The following is a 21,781-nucleotide window of genomic DNA, read 5'->3' as shown; positions in this document are numbered from 1 at the left end:
GCTAATTCAACTTCCACATTCCCGTGCGACACCGCAGTCCCCGGCTCAATCCCCAAAGGAAGACATCCCATGAAAACCATTAACAAACTCCAGACCGCAGCCGTAGGGCTCGCCGCCGTACTGGCCCTGAGCGCCTGTGGTGGCGCAGCCGGAGTCAGCTCCACCACCGAAGAGACGAAGTCGCTGACCAACAACACCACCGATATCTCGGAAGGCGTCCAGCCCGATGCGGCCGCCGTGGCTCTGCTGCCGCAGTCCTACAAGGACAAAGGTGAGCTGACGGTTGCCATGGACCTGCACTACCCGCCCACCACCTTCCTTGCCGAGGACAACCAGACCCCGATCGGCCTGAACCCGGACGTCGCCCGGCTGGTTGCGAAGAAGCTCGACCTGAAGCTGAAGTTCGTGGACACCAAATTCGACACGATCGTCCCGGGCCTTGACGGCGGCCGGTACGACTTCACCGCCACCACCATGTCCAAGACCGAAGAGCGTCTGAAGGTCCTGGACATGATCGACTACTTCCGGGCCGGCAATTCCGTGGCCGTGGCCGCCGGAAACCCGCTGAACCTCACCGTCGAGACCCTGTGCGGGAAGAATATCGCCGTCACCCAAGGCTCCACCGGACAGCTCAAGCGCCTCCCGGCCCTCGACGAACAGACATGCACCTCCAAGGGGCAGCCGTCCATCAACGCTGTGACCCTGCCCAACGTCCAGGAGGCACTGACCCAGCTGCACTCCAAGCGGATCGACGGCGTCCTCTATGACACCACCTCCCTCGGGTGGGCAGAGAAGCAGCAACCCAACTCCTTCACCATCATTGGCCGGGTCAACGTTGGCTCGAGCGACCTGACCGCCATCGGACTGAAGAAGGGCTCGCCGCTGACCCCGGCCATGCAGAAGGCCATCCAGTCCGTCCTCGAAACTCCGGAATACAAGAAGTCCCTGGAGACCTGGGGCCTGGAGTCCGGAGCCATCACCGACGCCAAGCTGAACTAGCGGGGCGCCCCAATGGCCGCAACTATCAATAAAGGAAGGGAAGCAACGATGGCTAGCACTGATGCAGCCCTGAAGCCACGTATCCGGCTTCGGACCCGCACCGAGTACGCAGGCTGGATCTTCAGCATCCTCGTCGGAATCGGGATCCTCTCCTCCGTCCTGACCAACCCCAACTTCAAATGGCACATCGTCGGGAAGTACTTCTTCGCGGAGTCGATCCTGCGCGGGCTGATGCTCACGATCTTCCTCACGGTCGCGAGCATGGCCCTGGGAACCCTGCTCGGTCTTGCCCTGGCCATCATGCGTTCCTCGCACGTGAAGCCGGTTTCCATCGCTGCCGGGCTCTACATCACCCTGTTCCGTGGCACCCCGGTGCTGGTGCAGCTGATCTTCTGGTTCAATATCTCCGCGCTGTACCCGGACCTGAGAATCGGGATCCCGTTCACCGACATCGGCACGGCCGTGGACACGAACGCGATCATGGGCCCGATCACCGCAGCCCTGGTGGGCTTGACGCTCAACGAGGCCGCCTACATGGCCGAGATCATCCGCGGCGGATTCTCCTCTGTCGGCAAGGGCCAGATCGAGGCCGCCGACTCTCTCGGGATGAGCGCCGGCATGAGGATGCGCAAGGTCATCATCCCCCAGGCGATGCCCTCGATCATCCCGGCCACCGGCAACCAGGTCATCGGCATGTTCAAGGGAACCTCCCTGGTCAGCGTCCTGGGTGTTGCCGAGCTGCTCCAAAGCGCCCAGCTGATCTACGCCCGCACCTACGAAACCATCCCGCTGCTGATCGTCGCCAGCCTCTGGTACCTGGTGATGACCCTGCTGCTCAGCTACCCGCAGTCCAAGCTCGAACAGAAATACTCCCGCTCAACCTCACGGCTTCCCCGCAAGGCCAAGCCAGTTGTGCTGACTGACCCGGAAGGTGCTGCCCGATGAGTAACGACGGCACGATTCTTGCCCAGAAAATCCGAAAGTCCTTTGGACCCAAGACGGTCCTGAAAGACATCAACCTGGAGATCGCCAGCGGTGAAATCTGCTGCATCATCGGCCCGTCCGGCTCCGGAAAGTCCACCATCCTGCGCTGCATCAACGGCCTGGAAACCGTCGACTCCGGCGTGCTGAAAGTCAACGGCGAGGACTTCGGCTACTACGAGACGGCCCACGCCTACCACGCCCTGCCGCCCAAGAAACTGGCCGAACAGCGCACCAGGGTTGGCATGGTGTTCCAGCAGTTCAACCTCTTCCCGAACATGACCGCCCTCGAGAACGTTATGTCCGGACCGGTCCTGGTCAAGCGCGCGGACAAGAAGGAGTCAGCCAAGAGGGCCCACGAACTGCTCGCCAGCGTCGGCCTTGCCGGGTTCGGGGACTACTACCCCGCCCAGCTCTCCGGCGGACAGCAGCAGCGCGTTGCGATCGCCCGCTCCCTGGCCATGGACCCGGAAATCATGCTCTTCGACGAGCCCACCTCCGCGCTGGACCCTGAAAAAGTCGGCGAAGTCCTCGCCGTCATGAAGGACCTCGCCAAAAAAGGCATGACCATGGTCGTGGTCACCCACGAAATGGGCTTTGCCCGTGAAGTGGCCGACTCCCTGATCTTCATGGACGACGGCTACATCATTGAACGCGGCGACGCCCGCGAAGTCCTCAGCAACCCCCAAGAGCCGCGCACCCGGTCCTTCCTGGAAAAGGTGCTGTAGCGCATGGACGGAAAACTCGCCGTCGTCGGCCTCGGCAGCATCGGCAGCATGGCCCTCTGGCAGGCCTCCCGCTTGACCGACTCCGTCACCGGATTCGAAGCCCACGCACCCGCCCACGGCCGCAGCGCCGTCGGCGGGGACACCCGCCTGTTCCGCATGATCTACCGCGGCAACCCCGGCTACTACCCCATCCTGAAACGTTCCCGCAGCCTCTGGTCCGAACTCGAAGCCGAAACCGGACAGGACATCCTTACCGGGTGCGGCGGACTGTCCATCGGGACCGCCGGCGGCTCTTACCTCACAGCCCTGCTCGAAACCACCCGGACCACCGGCGCAGACCACCAGATCCTCTCCCGCGAGGAGATGGCCGAACGCTACCCCCAGCACAACCTCCGCCCCGACGGCATCGCCCTCTACGATCCCCACGCCGGCGCCCTGCGCACCGACCGCGCCGTCACTGCCGCCGTCGCGGCCGCGCAAGCCAACGGCGCAACAATCCACACCAACACACCCATCGACAGCATCACCGAAACCACCGACGGCGTCATCCTCACCTCCGGCTCGAAGTCCTGGACGTTCGAAAACGTCATCGTCGCCTCCGGCGGCTGGTCCCAACGCCTCATGCCCGACCACCTGAAGGCAGCAACCCAGACCAAACGCGTCTTCCTGACCTGGTTCGTAGCCCGCGACCCGGCCCAGTTCACCCCGGAGAGGTTCCCTATCTTCATCCGGATCCACGAGGACCGGTCCATGTACGGCGCGCCCGCCGTGGACGGTGTTACGGTCAAAGCGACCCTGGACGGCCGCGGAACACCAACTCCGGCCGCCGACTCGGTCCCAAGGGAACTCACCCCGGCGGAGATCGCGGAAACCACCGAAACGGTCACCGAATTCCTTCCCGGCCTCTACCCCAACATCGTTCGTTCGGACGCCTACCCGGATCTCTTCACCAGCGACTCGCAGCCGCTCCTGGGCTTCCTGGGCCAGTCAAGCAGGATCTACGCCGCCACGGGATTCTCCGGCGGCGGGTTCAAGATGGCGTCGGGTTACGGCGAGATCGCAGCCGGTGAAGCCCTCGGCAAAACGTCCTACGGCGGCCTCGATTTCATCAGGCCGCAGCGGTTCCGCAGCCGCTAGGTGCGGCAGGAAGACTTGCGCCGCCACTCGGCGTCGCTTATTGTTGACAATCTACAGTTACTAGAAAGTACGAAGCAATGGCAACCCTCAGCCCCATCCTGAAGCAGGCGACGCCTGTGATCGTCGACCATGCGTCCGGAAGCTGGATCCACGCGACCGACGGCAAGAAGTACCTCGACTTCACCACAGGTATTGGTGTCACCAGCACCGGGCACTGCCACCCTGATGTTGTGGCCGCAGCCCGCGAGCAGGTGGGCAAGATTGTGCACGCCCAGTACACCACCGTGATGCACCAGCCGCTCCTGGAACTGACGCAGCTGCTGGGCGACGTCCTTCCCCCGGGCCTGGACAGCGTCTTTTATGCAACGTCGGGGTCTGAAGCGGTGGAGGCGTCCGTCCGGCTGGCCCGGATGGCAACCGGCCGGCCGAACATCATCTCCTTCCAGGGCGGTTTCCACGGGCGGACGGTGGCGGCAGCTTCGCTGACCACCGCCGGATCAAAATTCAGGTCAGGTTTCTCGCCCCTTATGAGCGGCGTGCACGTCGCACCCTTCCCGCACTGGTACCGCTACGGCTGGGACGAGGCAACGGCGGTGGAGTTCGCGCTGAAGGAACTCGACCACCTCCTCCTCACCGCCAGCAACCCGGCGGATACAGCCGCGTTCATCATTGAGCCCGTCCTGGGCGACGGCGGATACATCCCCACCCCCGTCGGATTCCTCCAGGGCCTCCGCGAACGGGCCGACCGCCACGGCATTGTGCTGATCCTCGACGAGGTCCAGGCCGGAGTCGGCCGCACCGGCAGGTTCTGGGGCCACGACTGGGCCGGCATCCTGCCCGACGTCGTCATCACGGCCAAGGGCCTTGCGAGCGGATTCCCCATATCGGCAATTGCCGCCTCGGCTGAACTGATGGGCAAGGCATGGCCCGGCTCCCAGGGCGGAACGTACGGCGGGAATGCTGTGGCAGCTGCGGCCGGCGTCGCCACCCTCGGCGTCATCCGGCGCGAGAACCTGGTGGAGAATGCCCTGCTTCGCGGCGACGAACTGCGCGCCGGGCTCGACAGGCTGCAGTCCGAATTTGCCGGCATCGGCAACGTCCGCGGACGGGGCCTGATGCAGGGCGTCGAGTTCACCGCCGACGGCAATACCCCGGACCCGGTGACGGCGCTGGCTGTCCAGCAGGCCGCCGTCAAGGAAGAACTGCTCCTCCTGACCTGCGGCCCCCACGGCAACGTCATCCGGCTTATCCCGGCCCTCAACGTCACCAGCGATGAAATCCAGACCGGCCTGGCGAAGTTCACCCAGGCCCTCAAGACAGCCACCTCCTAATCCCCCTTGATCAGAAAGATCATTATGAACACATCCTTTGATCCCAACAGCCTCCACACTGACCTGTTCATCGATGGCGCCTGGCAGCAGGCCGCGGACGGCGCCACCTTTGCCGTGGAAAACCCTGCCACCAATGAAGTCATCGCCCATGTGGCCGATGGCGGTCCCGACGACGCCGCGCGGGCCATCGAGGCTGCCGGCCGGGCCCAGGCAGCCTGGGGCAAGTCCACCCCGCGCCAGCGGGCCGATATCCTCCGGCGCGCCTTCGAAATGGTCATCGCCAATACCGACAGGCTCGCCGCCATCATGACCGCCGAGATGGGGAAGCCCCTTGCCGAAGCCAAGGGTGAGGTGGCCTACGGGGCTGAAATGCTCCGCTGGTTCTCCGAAGAAGCCGTGCGCATTGGCGGCGACAGCACCGTATCCGTGGACGGAACCACCCGCATCCAAATCACCAAGGAGCCTGTGGGGCCCTCAGTGCTGGTGACCCCCTGGAACTTCCCCCTTGCCATGGGCGCCCGGAAAATAGCACCGGCAGTCGCAGCAGGCTGCACCATGGTGTTCAAACCGGCCGAGCTGACACCGCTCACGTCGCTGGCACTGGTGGCCATCTTCAAGGAGGCAGGGCTTCCCGACGGCGTCCTGAACGTGGTCACCACGTCCTCAGCTTCCAGCGTGGTACGGACCTGGACTGACAGCGGAATTGCCCGAAAGATCAGCTTCACCGGCTCCACCGAGGTAGGCAAGGTCCTCCTCCGGCAGGCTGCCGACAACGTGATGCGGTCCTCCATGGAACTGGGCGGCAACGCACCCTTCATCGTCCTGGCCGACGCCGATATCGAGAAGGCCGTGGACGGTGCCATGAAGGCGAAGATGCGGAACATGGGCGAAGCGTGCACAGCCGCCAACCGCTTCTTCGTCCACCGGTCCGTGCTGGAGGAGTTCGGCGAGAAGTTCGCCAAGAAGATGTCAGAATTGAAGGTAGGCAACGGCGCTGTGGCCGGAACCGACGTCGGGCCCTTGATCGAACAGAAGGGGCTCGACAAGGTTGAAAGCCTCGTTGCTGATGCGACGGCGAAGGGTGCCCGGCTGCTGACCGGCGGAAACCGGCCGGAGGGTCCAGGGTACTTCTTCACTCCCACGGTCCTGACCGATGTTCCCACGGATGCGGCGCTGATGAGCACGGAGATCTTCGGCCCGGTTGCAGCCATCACACCCTTCGACAGCGAGGACGAGGTCCTTCGCCTGGCCAACGATACGGAATGGGGGCTGGTGGGCTACGTGTTCACCGAGAGCCTGGAAAAGGCCGCACGTTTCTCAGCCGGACTGGAAGTTGGAATGGTTGGGGTCAACACGGGCATCGTCTCCAACCCGGCCGCACCCTTCGGTGGCGTCAAGCAATCGGGCCTGGGCCGCGAGGGCGGGAAAGTTGGAATCGACGAATTCCTTGAGTACAAGTACACAGCAATAGCGTTCTAATAAAATGCAATCTGCCGAATCATGAAATGAGGGGATGTCAATGGCGGCACCGGAGGCAACATTCGAACTGGAGGGTCGCCCCACGGCGCAACTGATCGCAGACCAGTTGCGGGAGCTTATCGTCCAGGGGGCGTTCAAGCCTGGGCAGCAGGTCAACGAGTCTGCCCTGGCCAGCCAGCTCAATACATCCCGGGGCCCGCTGCGGGAAGCGCTGCAGCGGCTCTGCCAGGAGGGCATCCTGGTCAGCAAGCGCAACCGCGGGGTTTTCGTGCTGGAACTGACAGCCAATGACGTGAAGGAGATATACGCCGTCCGCGAGGCTGTGGAGCTCGCTGCCGCCAACACCCTCCTCAACGCGGGTACGGAGAAGGTCGCAGCCACCGCCCGGGAACTCAGGGGCATCATCAAGAACATGGCCAAGCAGGTGAAGGCCTCCGACTGGCAATCGCTCGCCCGGCTGGACATGCAGTTTCACACCACGTTTGTTTCCGGCACCGGCAACACTCGCCTGATCCGGATCTATGAGACGCTGGCCGCTGAATCCCGGATGTGTATCCTCGGGCTCGAGGTGGCATATCCGCGCATCGACGTGCTGGTGCAGGAACACCAGAAGATCCTCGACCACCTTGAGGCGGGTGACCGGGAGGGCCTCCAACGTGCCATCGAACGCCACATGCAGAAGGCGGTCGAAGACCTCACTTCGGACCCTGTTGCGGCTGGCATCAGCGCGTAGAAGGACATCCTGGTACTGCACCAGGGAAGGGCCCGGTTCACGCGAACCGGGCCCTTCGTTTATGCGCTAACCCTTGGGAGCGTCGGTGACTACCCACATCTTCCGGAGCGTCTCGTGGATGGTCCAGGTGCCCGTCCAGCCTGCCGGGGTGACGAATAGGGATCCCGGACCAATGTCGAAGCTGGCTCCGTCCGCTTCGGTGATGGTCGCAGTGCCACTCAGGATCTGGCAGATCTCGTCATATCCGGGCCTGGTGCTCGTGAAGGTACCCGGCGTCACCTCCCAGATTCCGGTCTTCAAACCTTCCCGGGCCCAAAGCCGGAGGGACACCTCCGTCTGCCCGGGGGTGGAGGAGGTCTCTTTGGGGATGTGCACCCCCGGGTACTCAGTGTTCGCGTTGCTCATGACAGTGGCCTTAACCATTGAAACTCCTTCCGGGGCTACGCCCCTCGACTGTGTGCCCGCCGTCGTTGGAAGACACACCACCACTCTAGCAATTGTCAACAATCGACGATAAACTTGTGGCTTACATTTACTTCCATGACCGCCCGCTGCCACTGGTGCCGGCTGCCGATCAGCAAGGAGCAAACATGAAAGACAACCGGCCAAACACCAGCATTGCCGGTTCCCGCGTTGCCCGCGGCGTCCGGGAATCCACGTGGAAATCCTTGGAGCCGGGGGACCTGGTGACACTGGGCCGGCAGGGACTTGAGCACTACAGCGGCAGGGTGGACGACCGGACCGACGACGGGCGGACAATCTGGGTCATAGACCGCATTGGGGACCGGCGGCTCTTCCACATCGACGATGACTACGATCTCTCCCTGGGCATCCAGTCCGACGCCGGCACGCGGCTCTGGCCTGCAAGGGGCGGCAAGAGTAGCCTCAGGCTTACCACTTAGCAGGACGGCCAGCCAGCGCCCCCACACCAGGACCGGCTGCCCGCCAGCCCAGTTTCCCAAGGGGGCCAACCAATGGCTGGATGGAATGCGGACACGGCGGCGGGCCCACTTGGCGCCGGCACAGTCACCCTGGTGGAAGGCACCTCCTTCTGCATCTCCCTGCCGAACGGTGACATCCATCCGGAACATCCGCACGGACTCTTCTTCCAGGACACCCGCATCCTGTCCAGGTGGAACCTGGCTATCAACGGGCAGGCCCTGGAGCCGCTGGCAGCCCAGACTAAGGAGCCATACCGGGCGGTATTCGCGGGCAGGGCTGCGAGATCGGACGGTTATGCCGACAGCCCACTGATCGTGGAGCGTATGCGCGAACTCGGCATCGGCATCGTTGAACACATCACCGTGCATAACCACTCCACGAAACCACTGGAATGCATGATCTCGGTTACGGTCGGCTCGGATTTCGCCGACGTCTTTGAGGTTAAGGAAGCCCGGCCCCCGCGCAAGTGGGAAGAGTCCCGCCAGTACGACGGAAAGACCCTGAGCATCAGCGGCCGCTGGCACGAGGTCCGGAAGTCCGTCGTCGTCACTTCCGATACCCTCTGGAACGCAAAGGGTGAGGACCTCATTTTCCGCATCGCCGTGCCGCCGCGCGGCCAGTGGAACACCGTCCTCAAAGTGGCCCCGGGCTCCGAGGCCCCCACGGCGCCCATTGTGCGACCGGCCGAAGGCGAACTTTCGAGCAGCGACCGCCGCCGGCAGGAGTGGGTGGCCAAGATTCCCAAGCTGCACATGGGCAACAGGTCCATCGAAAGGACCCTTCGCCGCAGTTACGACGATCTTGGTGCCCTCCGCATTGAAGACCCGAACCACCCGGAAAGGATTGTGGTGGCAGCCGGGGCCCCGTGGTTCATGACACTGTTTGGACGGGATTCACTGTGGGCCTCGGAGATGGCCATGCCCGTCGATCCGTCCTTGGCCCTGGGCACCCTGCAAACGCTGGCTGACCGGCAAGGCGCGATGGTGGATCCGGTGAGTGAGGAGGAACCCGGGAAGATCCTGCACGAGGTGAGGCTCGACGTCTCCAGCTCCCTGGCACTGGGAGGCAAATCCATCTACTACGGCAGCATCGACGCCACACCCCTGTTCGTGGTGATCCTGGGGTCCGTAAGCCGCTGGGGGTTCGCCCGGGACACCATCGCGGCGCTGCTTCCACACGCCGACCGGGCCCTGGACTGGATACGGGACTACGGCGACAAGGATGGCGACGGCTTCGTGGAGTACCAGCGCCTCAATGACCAAGGACTCATCAACCAGGGCTGGAAGGATTCCTGGGACGGCATCAACTTTGCCGACGGAACGCTCGCGGAGCCACCCATCGCCCTCTGCGAGGTGCAGGCGTACGTCTACGACGCGTATATGGCCCGCGCCTGGATTGCCTACGACATGGGCGACACGCCCCTGGCAGCCGAACTCGCGGAGCGCGCCGCCGAACTGAAAGCGCGGTTCAACGAAGAGTTCTGGATGCCTGACCGCGGCTACTATGCCATCGCGCTGGACGGCAAGAAGCGGCAGGTGGACGCGTGCGCTTCCAACATGGGCCATTGCCTTTGGGTGGGACTCGTTGATGAAGACAAGGCTCCCCTGGTTGCTGAACGGCTGATGTCACCGGAAATGTTCAGCGGCTGGGGCGTCCGGACCCTCGCCACTGACATGGGCGCCTACAATCCCGCCAGCTACCACAACGGATCCGTCTGGCCGCACGACAATGCCGTGATCGCGGCAGGCCTGATGCGCTACGGCTTCATTGAAGAGGCGCAGCGCATCTCAACCGCCCTGTTCGACGCAGCGGAATACTCCGAAGGCCGCTTGCCTGAGTTGTTCTGCGGATTCAGCAGGGAGCAGTATGGCGAGCCCGTGCCCTATCCGACCGCGTGCTCGCCGCAGGCGTGGGCGGCGACGTCACCAATCCAGCTGGTGACGAGCCTGATGAGATACGACGCCCACGTTTCCCGGGGCGGGTTCTGGATGGACCCCCACCTGCCGGCGTCATACGGTGACTTGCACATCAGCAACGCGCCCATGGCAGGAGGACGGGTCACCATCGAGATTGCCAATTCAGCGCCCACCGTGCGCGGACTCCCCGAGGGGATGGTGTTCCATCGGGGCCACCGGCCATGGCTGACCGAACTTGTGGCTGAAGCCAAGCTGCGCAAGGAAGGGTAAGGGCCCTCGGCACCGCCTACCGGGTGGAAGCGAGCACAGCCGCAGGCCGGAGGCTTCTGCTGCCGGCAGCCTTTCCCAACAACCACAGCACTGGTTCACCGCATGAAGCAGGCATGACCTCCCCCTTAGTGATGAAGCGTGCCGCTGCCGGATCACCCGCAGCCGACCACCAGCCGGTCTTGGGGCAATGATGACCGGTGCGGGACGTTTCATCGAGCTCAAAAGCAGGAGAATCGGCGCGGCGTTTCTTCACTCGTTGCTCCTTGGGGAAGTCCGGCACACAGGACGGACACACTTACTAACAGGAAATAGTTTAGCAATTGTCAACAATCTACGATAGGGGAAACGTGAAGAATTTGCCCGCTCGCAATCGTTGACAATCTCACATCTGCCGGCGTATCGTCGACAATCGACAACAAGAATCGTCGACAATCGACGGTTGGCCAATCACCAGTTCACAGGAGGATTCCGTGGTATTCACAACAAAGCCGAAATTCGTCACTTTCGACATGAACGGAACGCTGATCAAGTTCGCTATCAGTGACGCACTGCGTGAGGTATTGGGCGATCGGCTCCCGGCCGGGATTGCCGAGGACTACCTGCAGGCTTGCAAGTCGTACCGGATCGACGAGTGCATGGGCGACTACAAGCCGTTCCGCCAGATCGTCGCCAACTCCATGGAACGCGCCTCGCGCAGGCTGGGCATTGAGTACCGTGAGGCCGATGCCCAGGCTGTCTACGAGATGGTCCCCACGTGGGGCCCGTACCCGGGTGTCACCGAGGCACTGAACCGCCTGGCTGAAGAAGTCCCGCTGGTCATCATCACGAACAGCGACACCGCGGATGCTGCACGCCTTGCAGCGAGCCTGAGGGCCCCCTTCGATGTAGTGATCAGTGCAGAAGAAATGGGTGTCTACAAGCCGCGTCTTGGTGCGTTTGAGTACATGTTCGACAAGCTTGGCGTGACACCGGATGAGATCGTTCATGTCTCCGCAAGTCCGATGTACGACCACCGGCCTGCAGCCATCATGGGCATCAAGAACAAGGTCTACGTGGACCGCGGCTTCGAGCACGATGAGCACTGGCTCGGCTACGAGCGGATCACCGACATCGCCGAACTCCCGGTCCTCTTCGGCCTGCCTCGGCCCGCCGCCTCCTGACCGGGATCCTGAAATGAGTGCGGCCAAGACCGGCCCGGCTTTAGACCGGCTCCGGGCCTTGAACCTCGAACTGCCGGTCCTCGCCAGTAACGCGTACTACGTGGACCACCGGGCGGTGGGCTCGAGCATCCATATCTCGGGCCAGTTGCCTTTCCAGGACGGTGAGCTACTGGGGCAGGGGGTTGTCGGACGGGATGTGGATCTGGCGAGGGCAAAGGAACTCGCGCGCCACGCTGCGCTGAACTGCCTTGCAGCTGCTGTCCAGGCGGTGGGAGATCTGGACCGGGTCCGGATCGTGCAGATGCTGGTCTTCGTGGCCAGTACACCGGACTTCGGCTTGCAGTCACAGGTAGCCAACGCTGCCAGTGAGTTGCTCATCGAAGTGTTGGGTGAGAACGGGCGGCACGCCCGCACCGCGGTCGGTGTGGCCGGGTTGCCGCTCAACACCCCCGTGGAAATTCAGATGGTCTGCGCGGCCCTCTAAGGAGCACACCGTGAACCGCATTGAACGAGCACTCGACGCCTTGGCCGGACGTACTGATACCCCAGCACCGATCGTGCTGGCCGATGTGATGCAGGACAACATCGACCGCATGCAGCGCTTCGCGACCCAGCAGAACCTGGCCGTCAGGCCACACGTCAAGACCCACAAATGCGTGGAAATCGGGCGCCGCCAGGTCAACGCGGGAGCAGTCGGAATCACCGCAGGCAATGTCGGTGAGGCCGAAGTTTTCGCCGCGGCAGGCTTCGACGACATCTTCATCGCCTACCCGGTCTGGGCCGCCGGAACAAAAATGCCGCGGATCCGCAGGCTGGCCGAAACCACCCGGCTGCGGGTGGGCGTCGACAACGTCGCCGCGATCAACGCCCTCGCCGACGCGATGGGCGCAGAACCGGAGCGGCTGCAGGTTGTGATAGAGGTCGACTGCGGTGCGCGGCGTTCCGGGGCACCACCGGCGGTTGCTGGCGACCTCGCCCTCGCTGCCCGAAAGCGCGGCCTGGTTCCGGCGGGTGTCTTCACCTATCCGGGCCATGGCAGCGCCAGTCCGGAAGCCCGCAAACGTGCCGCGGAGGACCAGGAAGCCGCACTCACCACTGCGGTGCGCAGCCTCAGCGCATTCGGGATCACCCCGGAGGTGGTCAGCGCCGGTTCCACACCTACCGTCGAATTCGCCACCAGCAGCATAATTACCGAAATCCGACCCGGCGAGTACGTGTTCAACGATTTGAACAACGCCAGGCTGGGGGCCTGCACGGAGGATCAGATCGCGTTGTTCGTCGCCGGCACGGTGGTCAGCGATTGGGTTCCAGGCCAGGTCATCCTCGACATTGGCACCAAAGCCCTGGGCCGGGAAGGCAACCCCGGGATCGGCTACGGCCGAATCGCCGGCACCACGACAACCCTGTCCAAGCTCAACGAGTACCACGGGTTCCTCCCCGTGCCAGCCGGCGGATTCCGCCCCGCCGTCGGGACCGTGCTGCCCGTCATCCCCAACCATGTGTGCCCGGTGGTGGTCAATTTTGAGGAATACACCGTAACCGACAGTACGGGGGCGTCACTGGAACGTTGGGCAGTGGATGCCCGCGGGTTCCTCAACTGACCGCCCCATGGCAATTCCGCCGCACCACCACAATCTATTCACGATGGAGTGTCCGACATGAGACTTGATAAGACCACCGCCCTGGTAACCGGTGCCAGCAGCGGAATCGGGGAGGCAATAGCCTCCCACTTCCGGCGGGAAGGTGCGCGGTTGCTGCTCACCGGCCGCAGGGGGCAACTCAACAGCGCCGGCCCTGACGATAAATACGTCGCCGGGGACCTCAACGACGAGGCGTTTGTGGAGAACCTCGCCCGTCAGGCCGCCGAATCCTTCGGCACGGTCGACGTCGTTGTCCTCAACCACGGCCTGCAGGTCAGCGGCCCCCTCACCGAGATGGCGTATGAGGATGCAAGAAATGTGCTCCACAGCAACCTGCTCAGCACCTTCCTGGTGATGAAGCACTTCGCTCAGCTTATGCCTGCGTCCGGGGGCTCGTTCGTCCTGGTCAGTTCCCGGCTGGGCATGGTTGGCAAACCCGATGAAGTCCTGTACTCCGCCGCAAAGGGAGGCGTCATCATGCTTGCCAAGGGCGCCGCGATCGAGTGGGCCGAACGCAATATCCGGGTCAACGTCGTCGCGCCGGGCCTTACCGTGACCCCCGTCATCGAGGCATCATTTCAGCGCAGGCCAGACCCCGAGGCCTACCGCCGCGAGCGGGAGGACCAAATCCCGCTCAAACGTCTCGCCGCCCCCGAAGAGATCGCCGACGCCGTTCTCTTCCTCGCATCGAAGGAATCTTCCTACATCACCGGAGCAACGCTTCCCGTCGACGGCGGATACACCGCCTTTTAGAGAGGGACAAACAATGCAAACCCTGGCGGCAACACCAAAAAACGGTGAACTCGGCTTTTGGATGGCCGGACTCGCGGATAAAAAGCCAACGTACCCGCGGTTTACAGGCCAGCTCACGGTAGACCTGGCCATCGTCGGCGGTGGATACACGGGCCTGTGGGCAGCGTATTTCGCCAAAAAGCTCGAGCCGTCCCTCTCCGTCGCAGTCTTCGAGGCAGAACAGGTGGGCTACGGCGCGTCCGGGCGGAACGGCGGCTGGCTGTCGGCAATGATTCCCGGAAACCGTGCCACCTTTGCCCGTGCTTCCGGAGGCGGGATGGATGCCAGCAGGGCGCTGCAGCAGGAGTTCATCACCGGCGTCGATTCTGTCCTGGAAATACTCAAGGCCGAGGGCATTGACGCCGACCAGCACAAGGGCGGCGCGCTTGTGGCTGCACACACCAAAGCAGGGCTAAGCCGGCTGGGCAGCCGCCGCGACACTGACCTGAAGTATGGCCTGGCGGAAGACGAGGTCCAGTTCCTCGACCGGAACGAGTTCCAGGCCAGGATGAATATTTCCACCGTCCACGGCGGACTCTTGTACAAGCATTGCGCACGGCTCCAGCCGGCGAAACTTGTTTATGGTCTCGCTGCCAGGCTCACGGCAATGGGTGTGGACATCTACGAACGCAGCCGCGTGGACAGTGTGGATGCCGGAACGCTCGTCCTGGCCAACGGCCAGGTCAACGCCGCGAAGACCTTCATCTGCACCGAAGGCTACTCCGGCCAACTGCTTGGCAGCCGGACCCTGATTCCCGTTAACTCCTCGATGATCGTGACCAAGCCGCTGTCCGCCGAGGCGTGGCGGCAGATCGGCTGGAACGGGCTGCAGTGCCTGAGTGACTCCGCCCACACCTTCATCTATGCCCAACGCACGTCGGACGGCCGGATCGCGATCGGCGGCCGTGGCCGGCCCTACCGCTATGCGTCCGGAACCGGGGGCCGCGGTACAACTGCCCAGTCCACTATTGACCTGATATCAGAAAAGCTCGCCACTTTCTTCCCCGGGCTCCATTTCGAAGTGGAGCATGCATGGTCGGGGGTCCTGGGCGTCACACGGGACTGGAACGGCGGCGTGCACTGGAACCCGGCCCCGGGAATCGGATCTTCCACCGGCTACGCAGGACATGGCGTCACAGCGGCATACGTCGGCGGAAGGACCCTTGCAGAGTTGGCTTTCGAACGGGAAACGGAGCGGACCACGCTCCCCTGGGTGGGTTACCGCGCCCGGAAATGGGAACCGGAGCCCCTCCGCTGGCTGGGTGTCCACGGCATGTACCGGTTGTTCGGGCTCGCTGACCAGTGGGAAGAGCGCATGCATTCCGATAAGACCTCGCTCCTGGCCAGGTTCGGGAGCAGGCTTGCCGGACTTCACGAATAGCCCAAACATAGGAAAGGGCACTTCAATGGACGCAGAACTTGCCGTCATCGGCTTAGGCAGCATCGGCAGCATGGCGCTCTGGCAGGGTTCCCATATCTCCGACTCGGTGGTCGGGTTTGACGCCGCCTCCCCGGGCCACGGCCGCAGTGCCGTGGGCGGTGACACCCGCCTGTTCCGCATGATCTTCCGGGGGAACGCGGGACACTACCCCGTGTTGGAACGTTCGCGCGCGCTTTGGGCCGAACTCGAAGCAGAAACCGGCCAGGACATTCTCACCCGCTGCGGGGGCCTATCGATAGGCTCCGGCAATGGCTCGTACATCAAGTCCGTCCTGGAAACCACCCGGCTCACCGGAGCTGAGCACCGCATCCTCAGCCGCCAGGAGATGGCGGAGCGCTATCCCCAGCACAACCTCCACGCGGATGACATTGCCGTCCATGACCCGAATGCCGGTGTCCTGCGCACCGACCGTGCGGTCACCGCCGCCATCACAGGCGCAGACGCAAACGGCGCAACCGTGCACGCCAACACCCCTGTTGACAGCATCAGCGAAACAACGGAGGGCGTGCTGGTTACCACGGGCGACAAATCCTGGACTGTCCGGAACGTTATCGTCGCCTCCGGCGGCTGGTCCCAACGCCTCATGCCCGACTACCTGAAGGGTGCAACCCAAACCAAAAGGCTCTTCCTGACATGGTTCGTGGCGAAGGACAGTGCCCAGTTTTTGCCCGCGAAGTTCCCTGTCTTTAGCCGCATTTACCAGGACCGCGCCATGTACGGAGCACCGGCCGTGGACGGAGTCACGGTGAAAGCGACACTCGACGGACGAGGCCGGCCCACGCAGAACCCGGACACGGTCCCTAGGGACCTCACGCCCGGAGAAATTGAAGAAAGCAGGGAAACCGTCGCCGACTTCCTTCCGGGCCTCCACCCCAACATCGTCCGCACGGACGCCTTCCCGGAGCTGTTTACATCTGACGGGAACCCACTCCTCGGCCGGTTCAGCGAAGGCAGCAGGATCTATTGCGCCACAGGCTTTTCCGGTGGCGGCTTCAAGAACGCCACCGCCTTTGGCCAGATCGCCGCCCATGAAGCACTCGGCAAGCAGCTCTTCACCGGGCTGGACTTCATGCGTCCGGAACGGTTCAAGACGAACTAACCCACCCTGAGTAGACAGGCGAGCAGGTGTACGGCCATGCTTGGTCCGCGATTGCTCCCCCAACCGGTTTCGACTTTTGGTCTTGGCGCTGCGTGGAGGGTGGCGCGCTGAAGGACAGATGTCATCTGGTACAGGCTTTGACCCCGCTACGGGCCTTCGAGCATCGATTCACGGAGCCGGGACTGAGCCAGGGCCAGTCCGGCCTGCGCCGCTCCCCGGGCCACCGATAGTCCGATCACTTGGGGCACGACCCTGATCTCCGGGACGCTGGGAAGGCTTTGTGCCAGCCGCCTGCGCGCTGCAGGCCGTTACCCATGGGTTTGCCGATGGTCACGATGTCCGGGACGATTTCGTGGCGTTGGAAGCCCCACCACTCCTGACCGGTACGGCCGAAGCCCGGCTGGACTTCATCCGCGATGTACAGGCCGCCGGCGGCACGTACCTCTTCGATGATGGGGCGGAGGAAGCCGGCCGGGCCAGCGAAAATACCATCGGAGGAGAAGATGCTGTCGGCGATGAAGGCCGCCAGTCCTATACCGTGTCGGTGAAGATCAGCGATGGCTGCACGTACCTGGTTCCGCAGGTGATCCTCCAGAGAACCTTGCTCCGAGGAGTATCGCAGGGCGTCCGGGGCATCGATGACCCACGTTCGCGCCCAGGGGCACGCCGGCGCCCAGGGACGGGGAGAAGGGCTGAGGATGACCGGTTTTGATTCTCCATGAATCTAAATGCATGACTGCAGATTGTCAACAATTTCTTTGCTTCTCTCCCACGAAGGTCATATCACTGAGCTGCAAACCATTGCTCCTCCCCCGGCCCCGCACTTCCTGCTCTGCGACCTTCGAAGAGTCGGAACCGAAGTGTCCACCAGCTCCTGGTCACCGGCGACGACAACCCGGAGCCCTTAGGAAACGAAGCCCAGGTCACTCCCCTTACGTAGTCCTTCACCGCTACCGGCTGCACCCTATTGGTCTTGGTTCAACCCATCACGCCCGTCCCTCAATCAAGGAGCCAGGCTCAATTTGACGCCTCTAGGAGCATCGTCGACAAAGTGCACGCCCTCGTTGGCGACGCTGCCGCCAAGTGCACCCGCGCCCTGACTGGCGGCACAGTTTTGGAAGGGCCGGGCTACTTTTACCCCAACTGTCTTGACCGGCGTACCCGTCAACGCGGAGCTGATGAACGGAAAAATCCTCGGGCGCGTCGCATCCATCACTGCCTTCGACAGCGAAGACGAAGTCCTCCGCCTGGCCAACGATGGGTGGTGCTTAGCCGCACGGCGGCGAGGTGGGCATCGACGAATTCCTGGAGGCCAAGTACTCCGCCGTGGCTGTCTAAGGAACGCAGAAGGCCCCATACCTCCGGCCTGAACAGGTATGGGTTTATAATCGACAATCGACAAAAGAGAGGCGGCGCAATGGACGGCACGTTCGCGTGGCACGAGCAGCGCACCACCACGCCGGAAGGTGTCTACCGCGTCCTGCGCACCGCCATCCTTGACGGAACAGTGCGCCCGGGCGGACAGTTGCGCGAGACCAGGATCGCCACGGACCTTGGGATCAGCCGGTCACCGCTGCGGGAAGCGCTGACCCGGCTGGAGGAGGAAGGCCTGGTCGTCAAAATTCCTTTCCGGGGCTCGTTTGTGGTCGAGGTGAGTGACCGCGAGGTCGCAGAAATCGCGTCAATCCGCGTCCTTGTCGAGCCCTTCGCCGCCGAACTCTCAGCCGAGTCGCTGCGGGGTCCGGAGCGGCACCGGCTGATGCAAACCATCGAGGAACTGCACCGGGCCACGACAACGAACGATATTCCTGCCAGCATTGACGCGCACCTTCGCTTTCACCGGCTGTTTTATGACTTCTCCGGAAACGGCGCACTGAAGAGTATGTGGAATGCCTGGGAAACTAAGCTGCGCCTCTACCTTGCGGTTGACCATCGCACGTACAGCGACCTGCATGATGTTGCCGTTGAGCATGAAAAATTAGCCGCAATGGTGTTGGACGGCGATATGGACGGTTTCCGCCAGGAATTGCTCACCCAGTTCCAAAATGCATTACGGGCCGGGCTGTAACTAAGGCTGGACGCGATAGAAGCTCAGCGATGCGGAGGGAGGGCATCTTCTGGTCGGCGGCGGCCAGGATCGGTCCAGGTAGTCCACATGGGCAACGGTCCGGGGGTACCCGTCAAGTAAGAAGCCGTTCTCGACGTCGGACCCGCTGAGCCGGTCCTGCAGCATCCTGTTGGTGACGTGGTCCGGAACGAAGTCGCCGGCGTCCGTGTAGTTCCTGGCTGCGAGGCCAAGAGTGGTCTGGCCCTTCACATGGGCCCGGAAGTTTCGCTCCCTCAGTGGCTTCGACCCAGATGCCCAGGACGTGCTTGATGCCTTCCATGTCCATGCCCACCGCGATGTGCGCGGCACGGTTCTGGACCTGATGGCCGTCGCGGACCTTGATGATGATCGCGTCCAGATACAGGATCGGATACAGCGGCTCAAGCGGGCGTTTCTGCCATTCCAGCACCTCTTCGAGGACCTCGTCGGTGATCTTTGAAATGGTCTCGTGGGAAAGTTCCGTGCCCAACGTTGATTCCAGATGATGGGCGGTGTCGCGGATCGTCATCCCGCCGGCATACAGACTGACGATCATGTCGTCCAGGCCGGCGGCCCGGCGTGCGCCCTTGGGAACCAGACGCGGCGTGAACGACCCCTCGCGGCCCGCGGAACAGCCAGATCCACGTCACCGGCCGAAGTGCCCAGAGTCTTCGAATACGACCCGTTGCGTGAATCCGGCAGGAAACGACCGATCGGGTCATCCTTGTCATATCCCAGGTGCCCGGACAGCTCTGCCTGCAGTCCGCGTTCCAGCGACGCCTTGATCAGCTTGTGCCATGGCTGACTTCTTCGCTTCTCAGAGAGTCCTCACGGCCAGAGCCAAGTGCGAATCACCGCATATAGCCCTTCAACTTGAGGTCCGCTAATGGCGAAGGAGCTGCGCCGGCAGTTCCTATCGTCGACCGCGAGCAGGATTCCTCTTTGACAAATATCTGAGTGTAGTCATAATTGATGGTAGTCATCTTTCGACGCGACCAATCCGGGGAAGGCCGGTGCCGACCACTGTCCAGCACGCCAGGGCGGCTTCGAAATATCGCTGCACCACCACCACCACCACCACCACCACCACCACCACCAGAAGGAGCATCGCGCATGCGAGCGTTCGTAGTCACCAAGCACGGGGAGCCGCTGCGGGAGGCGGACGTCCCCGATCCAATCGTCGGGGACCGTGATGTGCTCGTGCAGGTGAAGGCGGCGGGCCTGAACCAGCTGGACGAGAAGATCCGAATGGGCGAGTTGAAGCAGATCCTGCCCTACGAACTCCAGCTGATCCTCGGCAACGACGTCGCCGGTACCGTGCTCCAGGTCGGGGCAGAGGTGAGCGGGTTTAACCCCGGCGATGAGGTTTACGGCCGCCCCGACAAGGACCGCATCGGCACCTTCGCCGAGCGCATCGCCGTAGCCGAGGAAGACCTTGCGCCGAAACCGGCATCGGCCAGCATGGAGGAAGCGGGCTCGCTGCCGCTTGTGGCGCTGACCGCATGGCAGGCCCTTGTCGAGCAGGGCAACGTGCGACCCGGGCACAAGGTTCTCATTCATGCCGGCGCCGGCGGGGTCGGCTCGATCGCCATCCAACTCGCCAAGCACCTCGGCGCGACCGTTGCAACTACCGCCAGCGGCTCCAACGCCGACTTCGTGCGCGACCTCGGAGCGGACATTGTGATCGACTACCGCACCCAGGACTTTGTGCAGCTCCTCAGCGGGTACGACCTCGTGCTCGACAGCCTAGGCGGGGAGAACCTCGAGAAGTCGCTGCGCATCCTCAAGCCCGGCGGTAAGGCCATCGGGATCTCTGGCCCGCCGGATCCTGCATTCGCACGCGGAGCCGGACTGAATCCTGTGCTACGGCTGGCAGTCGCCTTGCTCAGCGGCAAAATTCGGCGGCAGGCCAGGAAGCTCGGCGTCAGCTATGAATTCCTTTTCATGCGCGCCAGCGGGGACCAACTGCGCCAGATCAGCACTCTGGTCGACGACGGCGTGCTGCGCCCCATCGTAGGAAGAGTCTTCAGCTTCGACCAGACCCCAGAGGCACTGCAGTCCCTGGCCGCGGGCGGCATCCGCGGAAAAGCCGTGGTCACCCTGACTCGCTGAACCGCCCCCTTTCCACCTCACAAACCACCCAGGAGAAAAACCGAAATGGACAACACAGGCACCCCGCCCGAATCCCTCGCCAACCCATATGCCAAAGCACCTACCAAAGCCCTCACCACCGGTGACACCACCTACGCCTACCGCGAGCTGGGACCGAAGGGCGGCATTCCGGTCGTCTTTTTCGTGCATCTCGCCGCCACATTGGATAACTGGGATCCCCGCATCATCAACCCCATTGCTGAAAACCGCCACGTCATCACCTTCGACCAGCCAGGCGTCGGCGCCTCCACCGGGAAGGTTCCCCACAGCATCGAGGCAATGGCCGATGACGCCTACACCTTCATCAAGTCCCTCGGGTTCGACAAAATCGATGTCTTCTCCTTCTCCCTGGGCGGAATGATCGCTCAGGACCTGACCCTTAAGCATCCCGACCTTGTCCGCAAGCTCGTGCTCACCGGGACTGGCCCGCGGGGAGGAAAGGGCATCGACAAGGTCGTCGGCACTACCTACTGGGACATCCTCCGTGCAACCCTGAGAAGGTCCGACCCCAAGGAATTCCTCTTCTTCAATCGCAACACCACCGGCAATGCCGCCGCAAAGGCGTTCATTGACCGCCTCCAGGAGCGCACCGTCAACCGTGACAAGCCGATCAGCACCCGCGCATTCCAAACTCAGCTGAAGGCAATCCAGGCGTTCGGCCGCTCCGCCCCTTCGGACCTGTCCACGCTCACGCACCCCACTCTCATCGCCAACGGCGACAACGACCGCATGGTGCCATCCCTCCTCTCAACGGACTTGCACCGGCGCATCAAGGGGTCTGAACTGATCATCTACCCCGACTCGGGCCACGGCGGCATCTTCCAGTACCACGCCAAGTTCGCCCCGGCCGCCGTCGAATTCCTCGCCAGCTGATTCCGCTGGCTTCGGCAACACGC

The 21,781-nt window shown here is 63.1% G+C and carries 22 protein-coding genes and 2 pseudogenes; 19 read left to right on the top strand and 5 right to left on the bottom strand.

What is annotated here, in order from left to right:
- The first annotated feature begins 69 nt into the window (after window positions 1-69).
- The 7 genes from C3B78_RS09330 (at window position 70) to C3B78_RS09300 (ending at window position 7,388) form a co-directional block, all read left to right on the top strand.
- Complete coding sequence (locus C3B78_RS09330; RefSeq protein WP_104997821.1) at window positions 70-999, top strand: ABC transporter substrate-binding protein; 930 nt, start codon at window positions 70-72, stop codon at window positions 997-999.
- 48 nt (window positions 1,000-1,047) lie between these two features.
- On the top strand, window positions 1,048-1,944 hold the full coding sequence (locus C3B78_RS09325; protein WP_104997820.1) for an amino acid ABC transporter permease: 897 nt from the start codon (window positions 1,048-1,050) through the stop codon (window positions 1,942-1,944).
- On the top strand, window positions 1,941-2,708 hold the full coding sequence (locus C3B78_RS09320) for an amino acid ABC transporter ATP-binding protein (RefSeq protein WP_104997819.1): 768 nt from the start codon (window positions 1,941-1,943) through the stop codon (window positions 2,706-2,708). Before C3B78_RS09325 ends, C3B78_RS09320 begins: the two co-directional genes overlap by 4 nt.
- 3 nt (window positions 2,709-2,711) lie before the next feature.
- Window positions 2,712-3,845 (top strand): N-methyl-L-tryptophan oxidase, encoded by a 1,134-nt coding sequence (gene solA, locus C3B78_RS09315; RefSeq protein ID WP_104997818.1) that lies wholly within the window; start codon window positions 2,712-2,714, stop codon window positions 3,843-3,845.
- Between the two features lie 77 nt (window positions 3,846-3,922).
- A complete protein-coding gene (locus C3B78_RS09310) occupies window positions 3,923-5,176 on the top strand; it encodes an aspartate aminotransferase family protein (protein ID WP_104997817.1) in 1,254 nt (417 codons plus the stop codon).
- Between the two features lie 24 nt (window positions 5,177-5,200).
- Entirely contained in the window at window positions 5,201-6,655 is a 1,455-nt protein-coding gene (locus tag C3B78_RS09305; protein WP_104997816.1) for an NAD-dependent succinate-semialdehyde dehydrogenase, read from the top strand.
- Window positions 6,656-6,695: 40 nt separating this feature from the next.
- A complete protein-coding gene (locus tag C3B78_RS09300; protein WP_104999721.1) occupies window positions 6,696-7,388 on the top strand; it encodes a GntR family transcriptional regulator in 693 nt (230 codons plus the stop codon).
- Window positions 7,389-7,454: 66 nt separating this feature from the next.
- Here the strand turns inward: C3B78_RS09300 and C3B78_RS09295 are convergent, their stop codons facing one another.
- On the bottom strand, window positions 7,455-7,811 hold the full coding sequence (locus C3B78_RS09295) for a cupin domain-containing protein (protein ID WP_104997815.1): 357 nt from the start codon (window positions 7,809-7,811) through the stop codon (window positions 7,455-7,457).
- A gap of 167 nt (window positions 7,812-7,978) precedes the next feature.
- Between C3B78_RS09295 and C3B78_RS09290 the strand changes: the two genes are divergently transcribed.
- The 8 genes from C3B78_RS09290 to C3B78_RS09255 all read left to right on the top strand — a co-directional run bounded on the left by C3B78_RS09290 (window position 7,979) and on the right by C3B78_RS09255 (window position 16,648).
- On the top strand, window positions 7,979-8,290 hold the full coding sequence (locus C3B78_RS09290; protein ID WP_199775369.1) for a hypothetical protein: 312 nt from the start codon (window positions 7,979-7,981) through the stop codon (window positions 8,288-8,290).
- A gap of 72 nt (window positions 8,291-8,362) precedes the next feature.
- Entirely contained in the window at window positions 8,363-10,516 is a 2,154-nt protein-coding gene (locus C3B78_RS09285; RefSeq protein WP_104997814.1) for an amylo-alpha-1,6-glucosidase, read from the top strand.
- Between the two features lie 470 nt (window positions 10,517-10,986).
- Entirely contained in the window at window positions 10,987-11,676 is a 690-nt protein-coding gene (locus tag C3B78_RS09280) for a haloacid dehalogenase type II (RefSeq protein WP_104997813.1), read from the top strand.
- 13 nt (window positions 11,677-11,689) lie between these two features.
- Window positions 11,690-12,160, top strand: coding sequence for a RidA family protein (locus C3B78_RS09275; protein ID WP_104997812.1), 471 nt, complete (start codon window positions 11,690-11,692; stop codon window positions 12,158-12,160).
- Window positions 12,161-12,170: 10 nt separating this feature from the next.
- Window positions 12,171-13,277, top strand: a complete 1,107-nt coding sequence (locus C3B78_RS09270; RefSeq protein ID WP_104997811.1) for an alanine racemase — start codon at window positions 12,171-12,173, stop codon at window positions 13,275-13,277.
- A gap of 57 nt (window positions 13,278-13,334) precedes the next feature.
- Complete coding sequence (locus tag C3B78_RS09265) at window positions 13,335-14,069, top strand: SDR family NAD(P)-dependent oxidoreductase (RefSeq protein WP_104997810.1); 735 nt, start codon at window positions 13,335-13,337, stop codon at window positions 14,067-14,069.
- A gap of 13 nt (window positions 14,070-14,082) precedes the next feature.
- Complete coding sequence (locus C3B78_RS09260; RefSeq protein WP_234005570.1) at window positions 14,083-15,489, top strand: NAD(P)/FAD-dependent oxidoreductase; 1,407 nt, start codon at window positions 14,083-14,085, stop codon at window positions 15,487-15,489.
- Window positions 15,490-15,514: 25 nt separating this feature from the next.
- A complete protein-coding gene (locus C3B78_RS09255) occupies window positions 15,515-16,648 on the top strand; it encodes an FAD-dependent oxidoreductase (RefSeq protein WP_104997809.1) in 1,134 nt (377 codons plus the stop codon).
- Between the two features lie 235 nt (window positions 16,649-16,883).
- Here C3B78_RS09255 and C3B78_RS20040 read toward each other — a convergent pair whose 3' ends face one another.
- Window positions 16,884-17,207, bottom strand: coding sequence for an aminotransferase class III-fold pyridoxal phosphate-dependent enzyme (locus C3B78_RS20040; RefSeq protein ID WP_234005586.1), 324 nt, complete (start codon window positions 17,205-17,207; stop codon window positions 16,884-16,886).
- Between the two features lie 619 nt (window positions 17,208-17,826).
- Here C3B78_RS20040 and C3B78_RS20035 point away from each other — a divergent pair.
- A complete protein-coding gene (locus tag C3B78_RS20035; protein WP_234005585.1) occupies window positions 17,827-18,018 on the top strand; it encodes a hypothetical protein in 192 nt (63 codons plus the stop codon).
- A gap of 47 nt (window positions 18,019-18,065) precedes the next feature.
- A complete protein-coding gene (locus C3B78_RS09245) occupies window positions 18,066-18,716 on the top strand; it encodes a GntR family transcriptional regulator (protein WP_104997808.1) in 651 nt (216 codons plus the stop codon).
- 43 nt (window positions 18,717-18,759) lie between these two features.
- Here C3B78_RS09245 and C3B78_RS20030 read toward each other — a convergent pair.
- From C3B78_RS20030 to C3B78_RS20230, 3 genes and pseudogenes are all read right to left on the bottom strand, one after another.
- Window positions 18,760-18,977: pseudogene (locus C3B78_RS20030) on the bottom strand (nucleoside monophosphate kinase); the annotation flags it as partial.
- 1 nt (window position 18,978) lies between these two features.
- Window positions 18,979-19,523, bottom strand: a pseudogene (locus C3B78_RS09235) (IS256 family transposase); the annotation flags it as partial.
- Window positions 19,524-19,713: 190 nt separating this feature from the next.
- Window positions 19,714-19,842, bottom strand: coding sequence for a hypothetical protein (locus C3B78_RS20230; protein ID WP_267895224.1), 129 nt, complete (start codon window positions 19,840-19,842; stop codon window positions 19,714-19,716).
- 5 nt (window positions 19,843-19,847) lie between these two features.
- Between C3B78_RS20230 and C3B78_RS09230 the strand changes: the two genes are divergently transcribed.
- Together C3B78_RS09230 and C3B78_RS09225 are read left to right on the top strand one after the other, a co-directional pair.
- Entirely contained in the window at window positions 19,848-20,846 is a 999-nt protein-coding gene (locus C3B78_RS09230; RefSeq protein WP_104997807.1) for an NADP-dependent oxidoreductase, read from the top strand.
- Between the two features lie 45 nt (window positions 20,847-20,891).
- Window positions 20,892-21,758 (top strand): alpha/beta fold hydrolase, encoded by an 867-nt coding sequence (locus C3B78_RS09225; protein WP_104997806.1) that lies wholly within the window; start codon window positions 20,892-20,894, stop codon window positions 21,756-21,758.
- Window positions 21,759-21,781: the final 23 nt, after the last annotated feature.

The sequence above is a fragment of the Arthrobacter sp. PGP41 genome (assembly GCF_002953935.1).
Taxonomy (GTDB): Bacteria; Actinomycetota; Actinomycetes; order Actinomycetales; family Micrococcaceae; genus Arthrobacter.
The sequence above is the reverse complement of the archived record's forward strand: the minus strand, read 5'-3'. Positions and strand labels throughout refer to the sequence as shown.

What these genes read in the sequence shown, in the direction of transcription:
- C3B78_RS09330 (WP_104997821.1), top strand. Translation starts at nt 70, where the DNA reads ATGAAAACCATTAACAAACTCCAGACCGCAGCCGTAGGGCTCGCCGCC.
- C3B78_RS09325 (WP_104997820.1), top strand. Translation starts at nt 1,048, where the DNA reads ATGGCTAGCACTGATGCAGCCCTGAAGCCACGTATCCGGCTTCGGACC.
- C3B78_RS09320 (WP_104997819.1), top strand. Translation starts at nt 1,941, where the DNA reads ATGAGTAACGACGGCACGATTCTTGCCCAGAAAATCCGAAAGTCCTTT.
- solA (WP_104997818.1), top strand. Translation starts at nt 2,712, where the DNA reads ATGGACGGAAAACTCGCCGTCGTCGGCCTCGGCAGCATCGGCAGCATG.
- C3B78_RS09310 (WP_104997817.1), top strand. Translation starts at nt 3,923, where the DNA reads ATGGCAACCCTCAGCCCCATCCTGAAGCAGGCGACGCCTGTGATCGTC.
- C3B78_RS09305 (WP_104997816.1), top strand. Translation starts at nt 5,201, where the DNA reads ATGAACACATCCTTTGATCCCAACAGCCTCCACACTGACCTGTTCATC.
- C3B78_RS09300 (WP_104999721.1), top strand. Translation starts at nt 6,696, where the DNA reads ATGGCGGCACCGGAGGCAACATTCGAACTGGAGGGTCGCCCCACGGCG.
- C3B78_RS09295 (WP_104997815.1), bottom strand. Translation starts at nt 7,811, where the DNA reads ATGGTTAAGGCCACTGTCATGAGCAACGCGAACACTGAGTACCCGGGG.
- C3B78_RS09290 (WP_199775369.1), top strand. Translation starts at nt 7,979, where the DNA reads ATGAAAGACAACCGGCCAAACACCAGCATTGCCGGTTCCCGCGTTGCC.
- C3B78_RS09285 (WP_104997814.1), top strand. Translation starts at nt 8,363, where the DNA reads ATGGCTGGATGGAATGCGGACACGGCGGCGGGCCCACTTGGCGCCGGC.
- C3B78_RS09275 (WP_104997812.1), top strand. Translation starts at nt 11,690, where the DNA reads ATGAGTGCGGCCAAGACCGGCCCGGCTTTAGACCGGCTCCGGGCCTTG.
- C3B78_RS09265 (WP_104997810.1), top strand. Translation starts at nt 13,335, where the DNA reads ATGAGACTTGATAAGACCACCGCCCTGGTAACCGGTGCCAGCAGCGGA.
- C3B78_RS09260 (WP_234005570.1), top strand. Translation starts at nt 14,083, where the DNA reads ATGCAAACCCTGGCGGCAACACCAAAAAACGGTGAACTCGGCTTTTGG.
- C3B78_RS09255 (WP_104997809.1), top strand. Translation starts at nt 15,515, where the DNA reads ATGGACGCAGAACTTGCCGTCATCGGCTTAGGCAGCATCGGCAGCATG.
- C3B78_RS20035 (WP_234005585.1), top strand. Translation starts at nt 17,827, where the DNA reads ATGAACGGAAAAATCCTCGGGCGCGTCGCATCCATCACTGCCTTCGAC.
- C3B78_RS09245 (WP_104997808.1), top strand. Translation starts at nt 18,066, where the DNA reads ATGGACGGCACGTTCGCGTGGCACGAGCAGCGCACCACCACGCCGGAA.
- C3B78_RS20230 (WP_267895224.1), bottom strand. Translation starts at nt 19,842, where the DNA reads ATGCTCCTTCTGGTGGTGGTGGTGGTGGTGGTGGTGGTGGTGGTGGTG.
- C3B78_RS09230 (WP_104997807.1), top strand. Translation starts at nt 19,848, where the DNA reads ATGCGAGCGTTCGTAGTCACCAAGCACGGGGAGCCGCTGCGGGAGGCG.
- C3B78_RS09225 (WP_104997806.1), top strand. Translation starts at nt 20,892, where the DNA reads ATGGACAACACAGGCACCCCGCCCGAATCCCTCGCCAACCCATATGCC.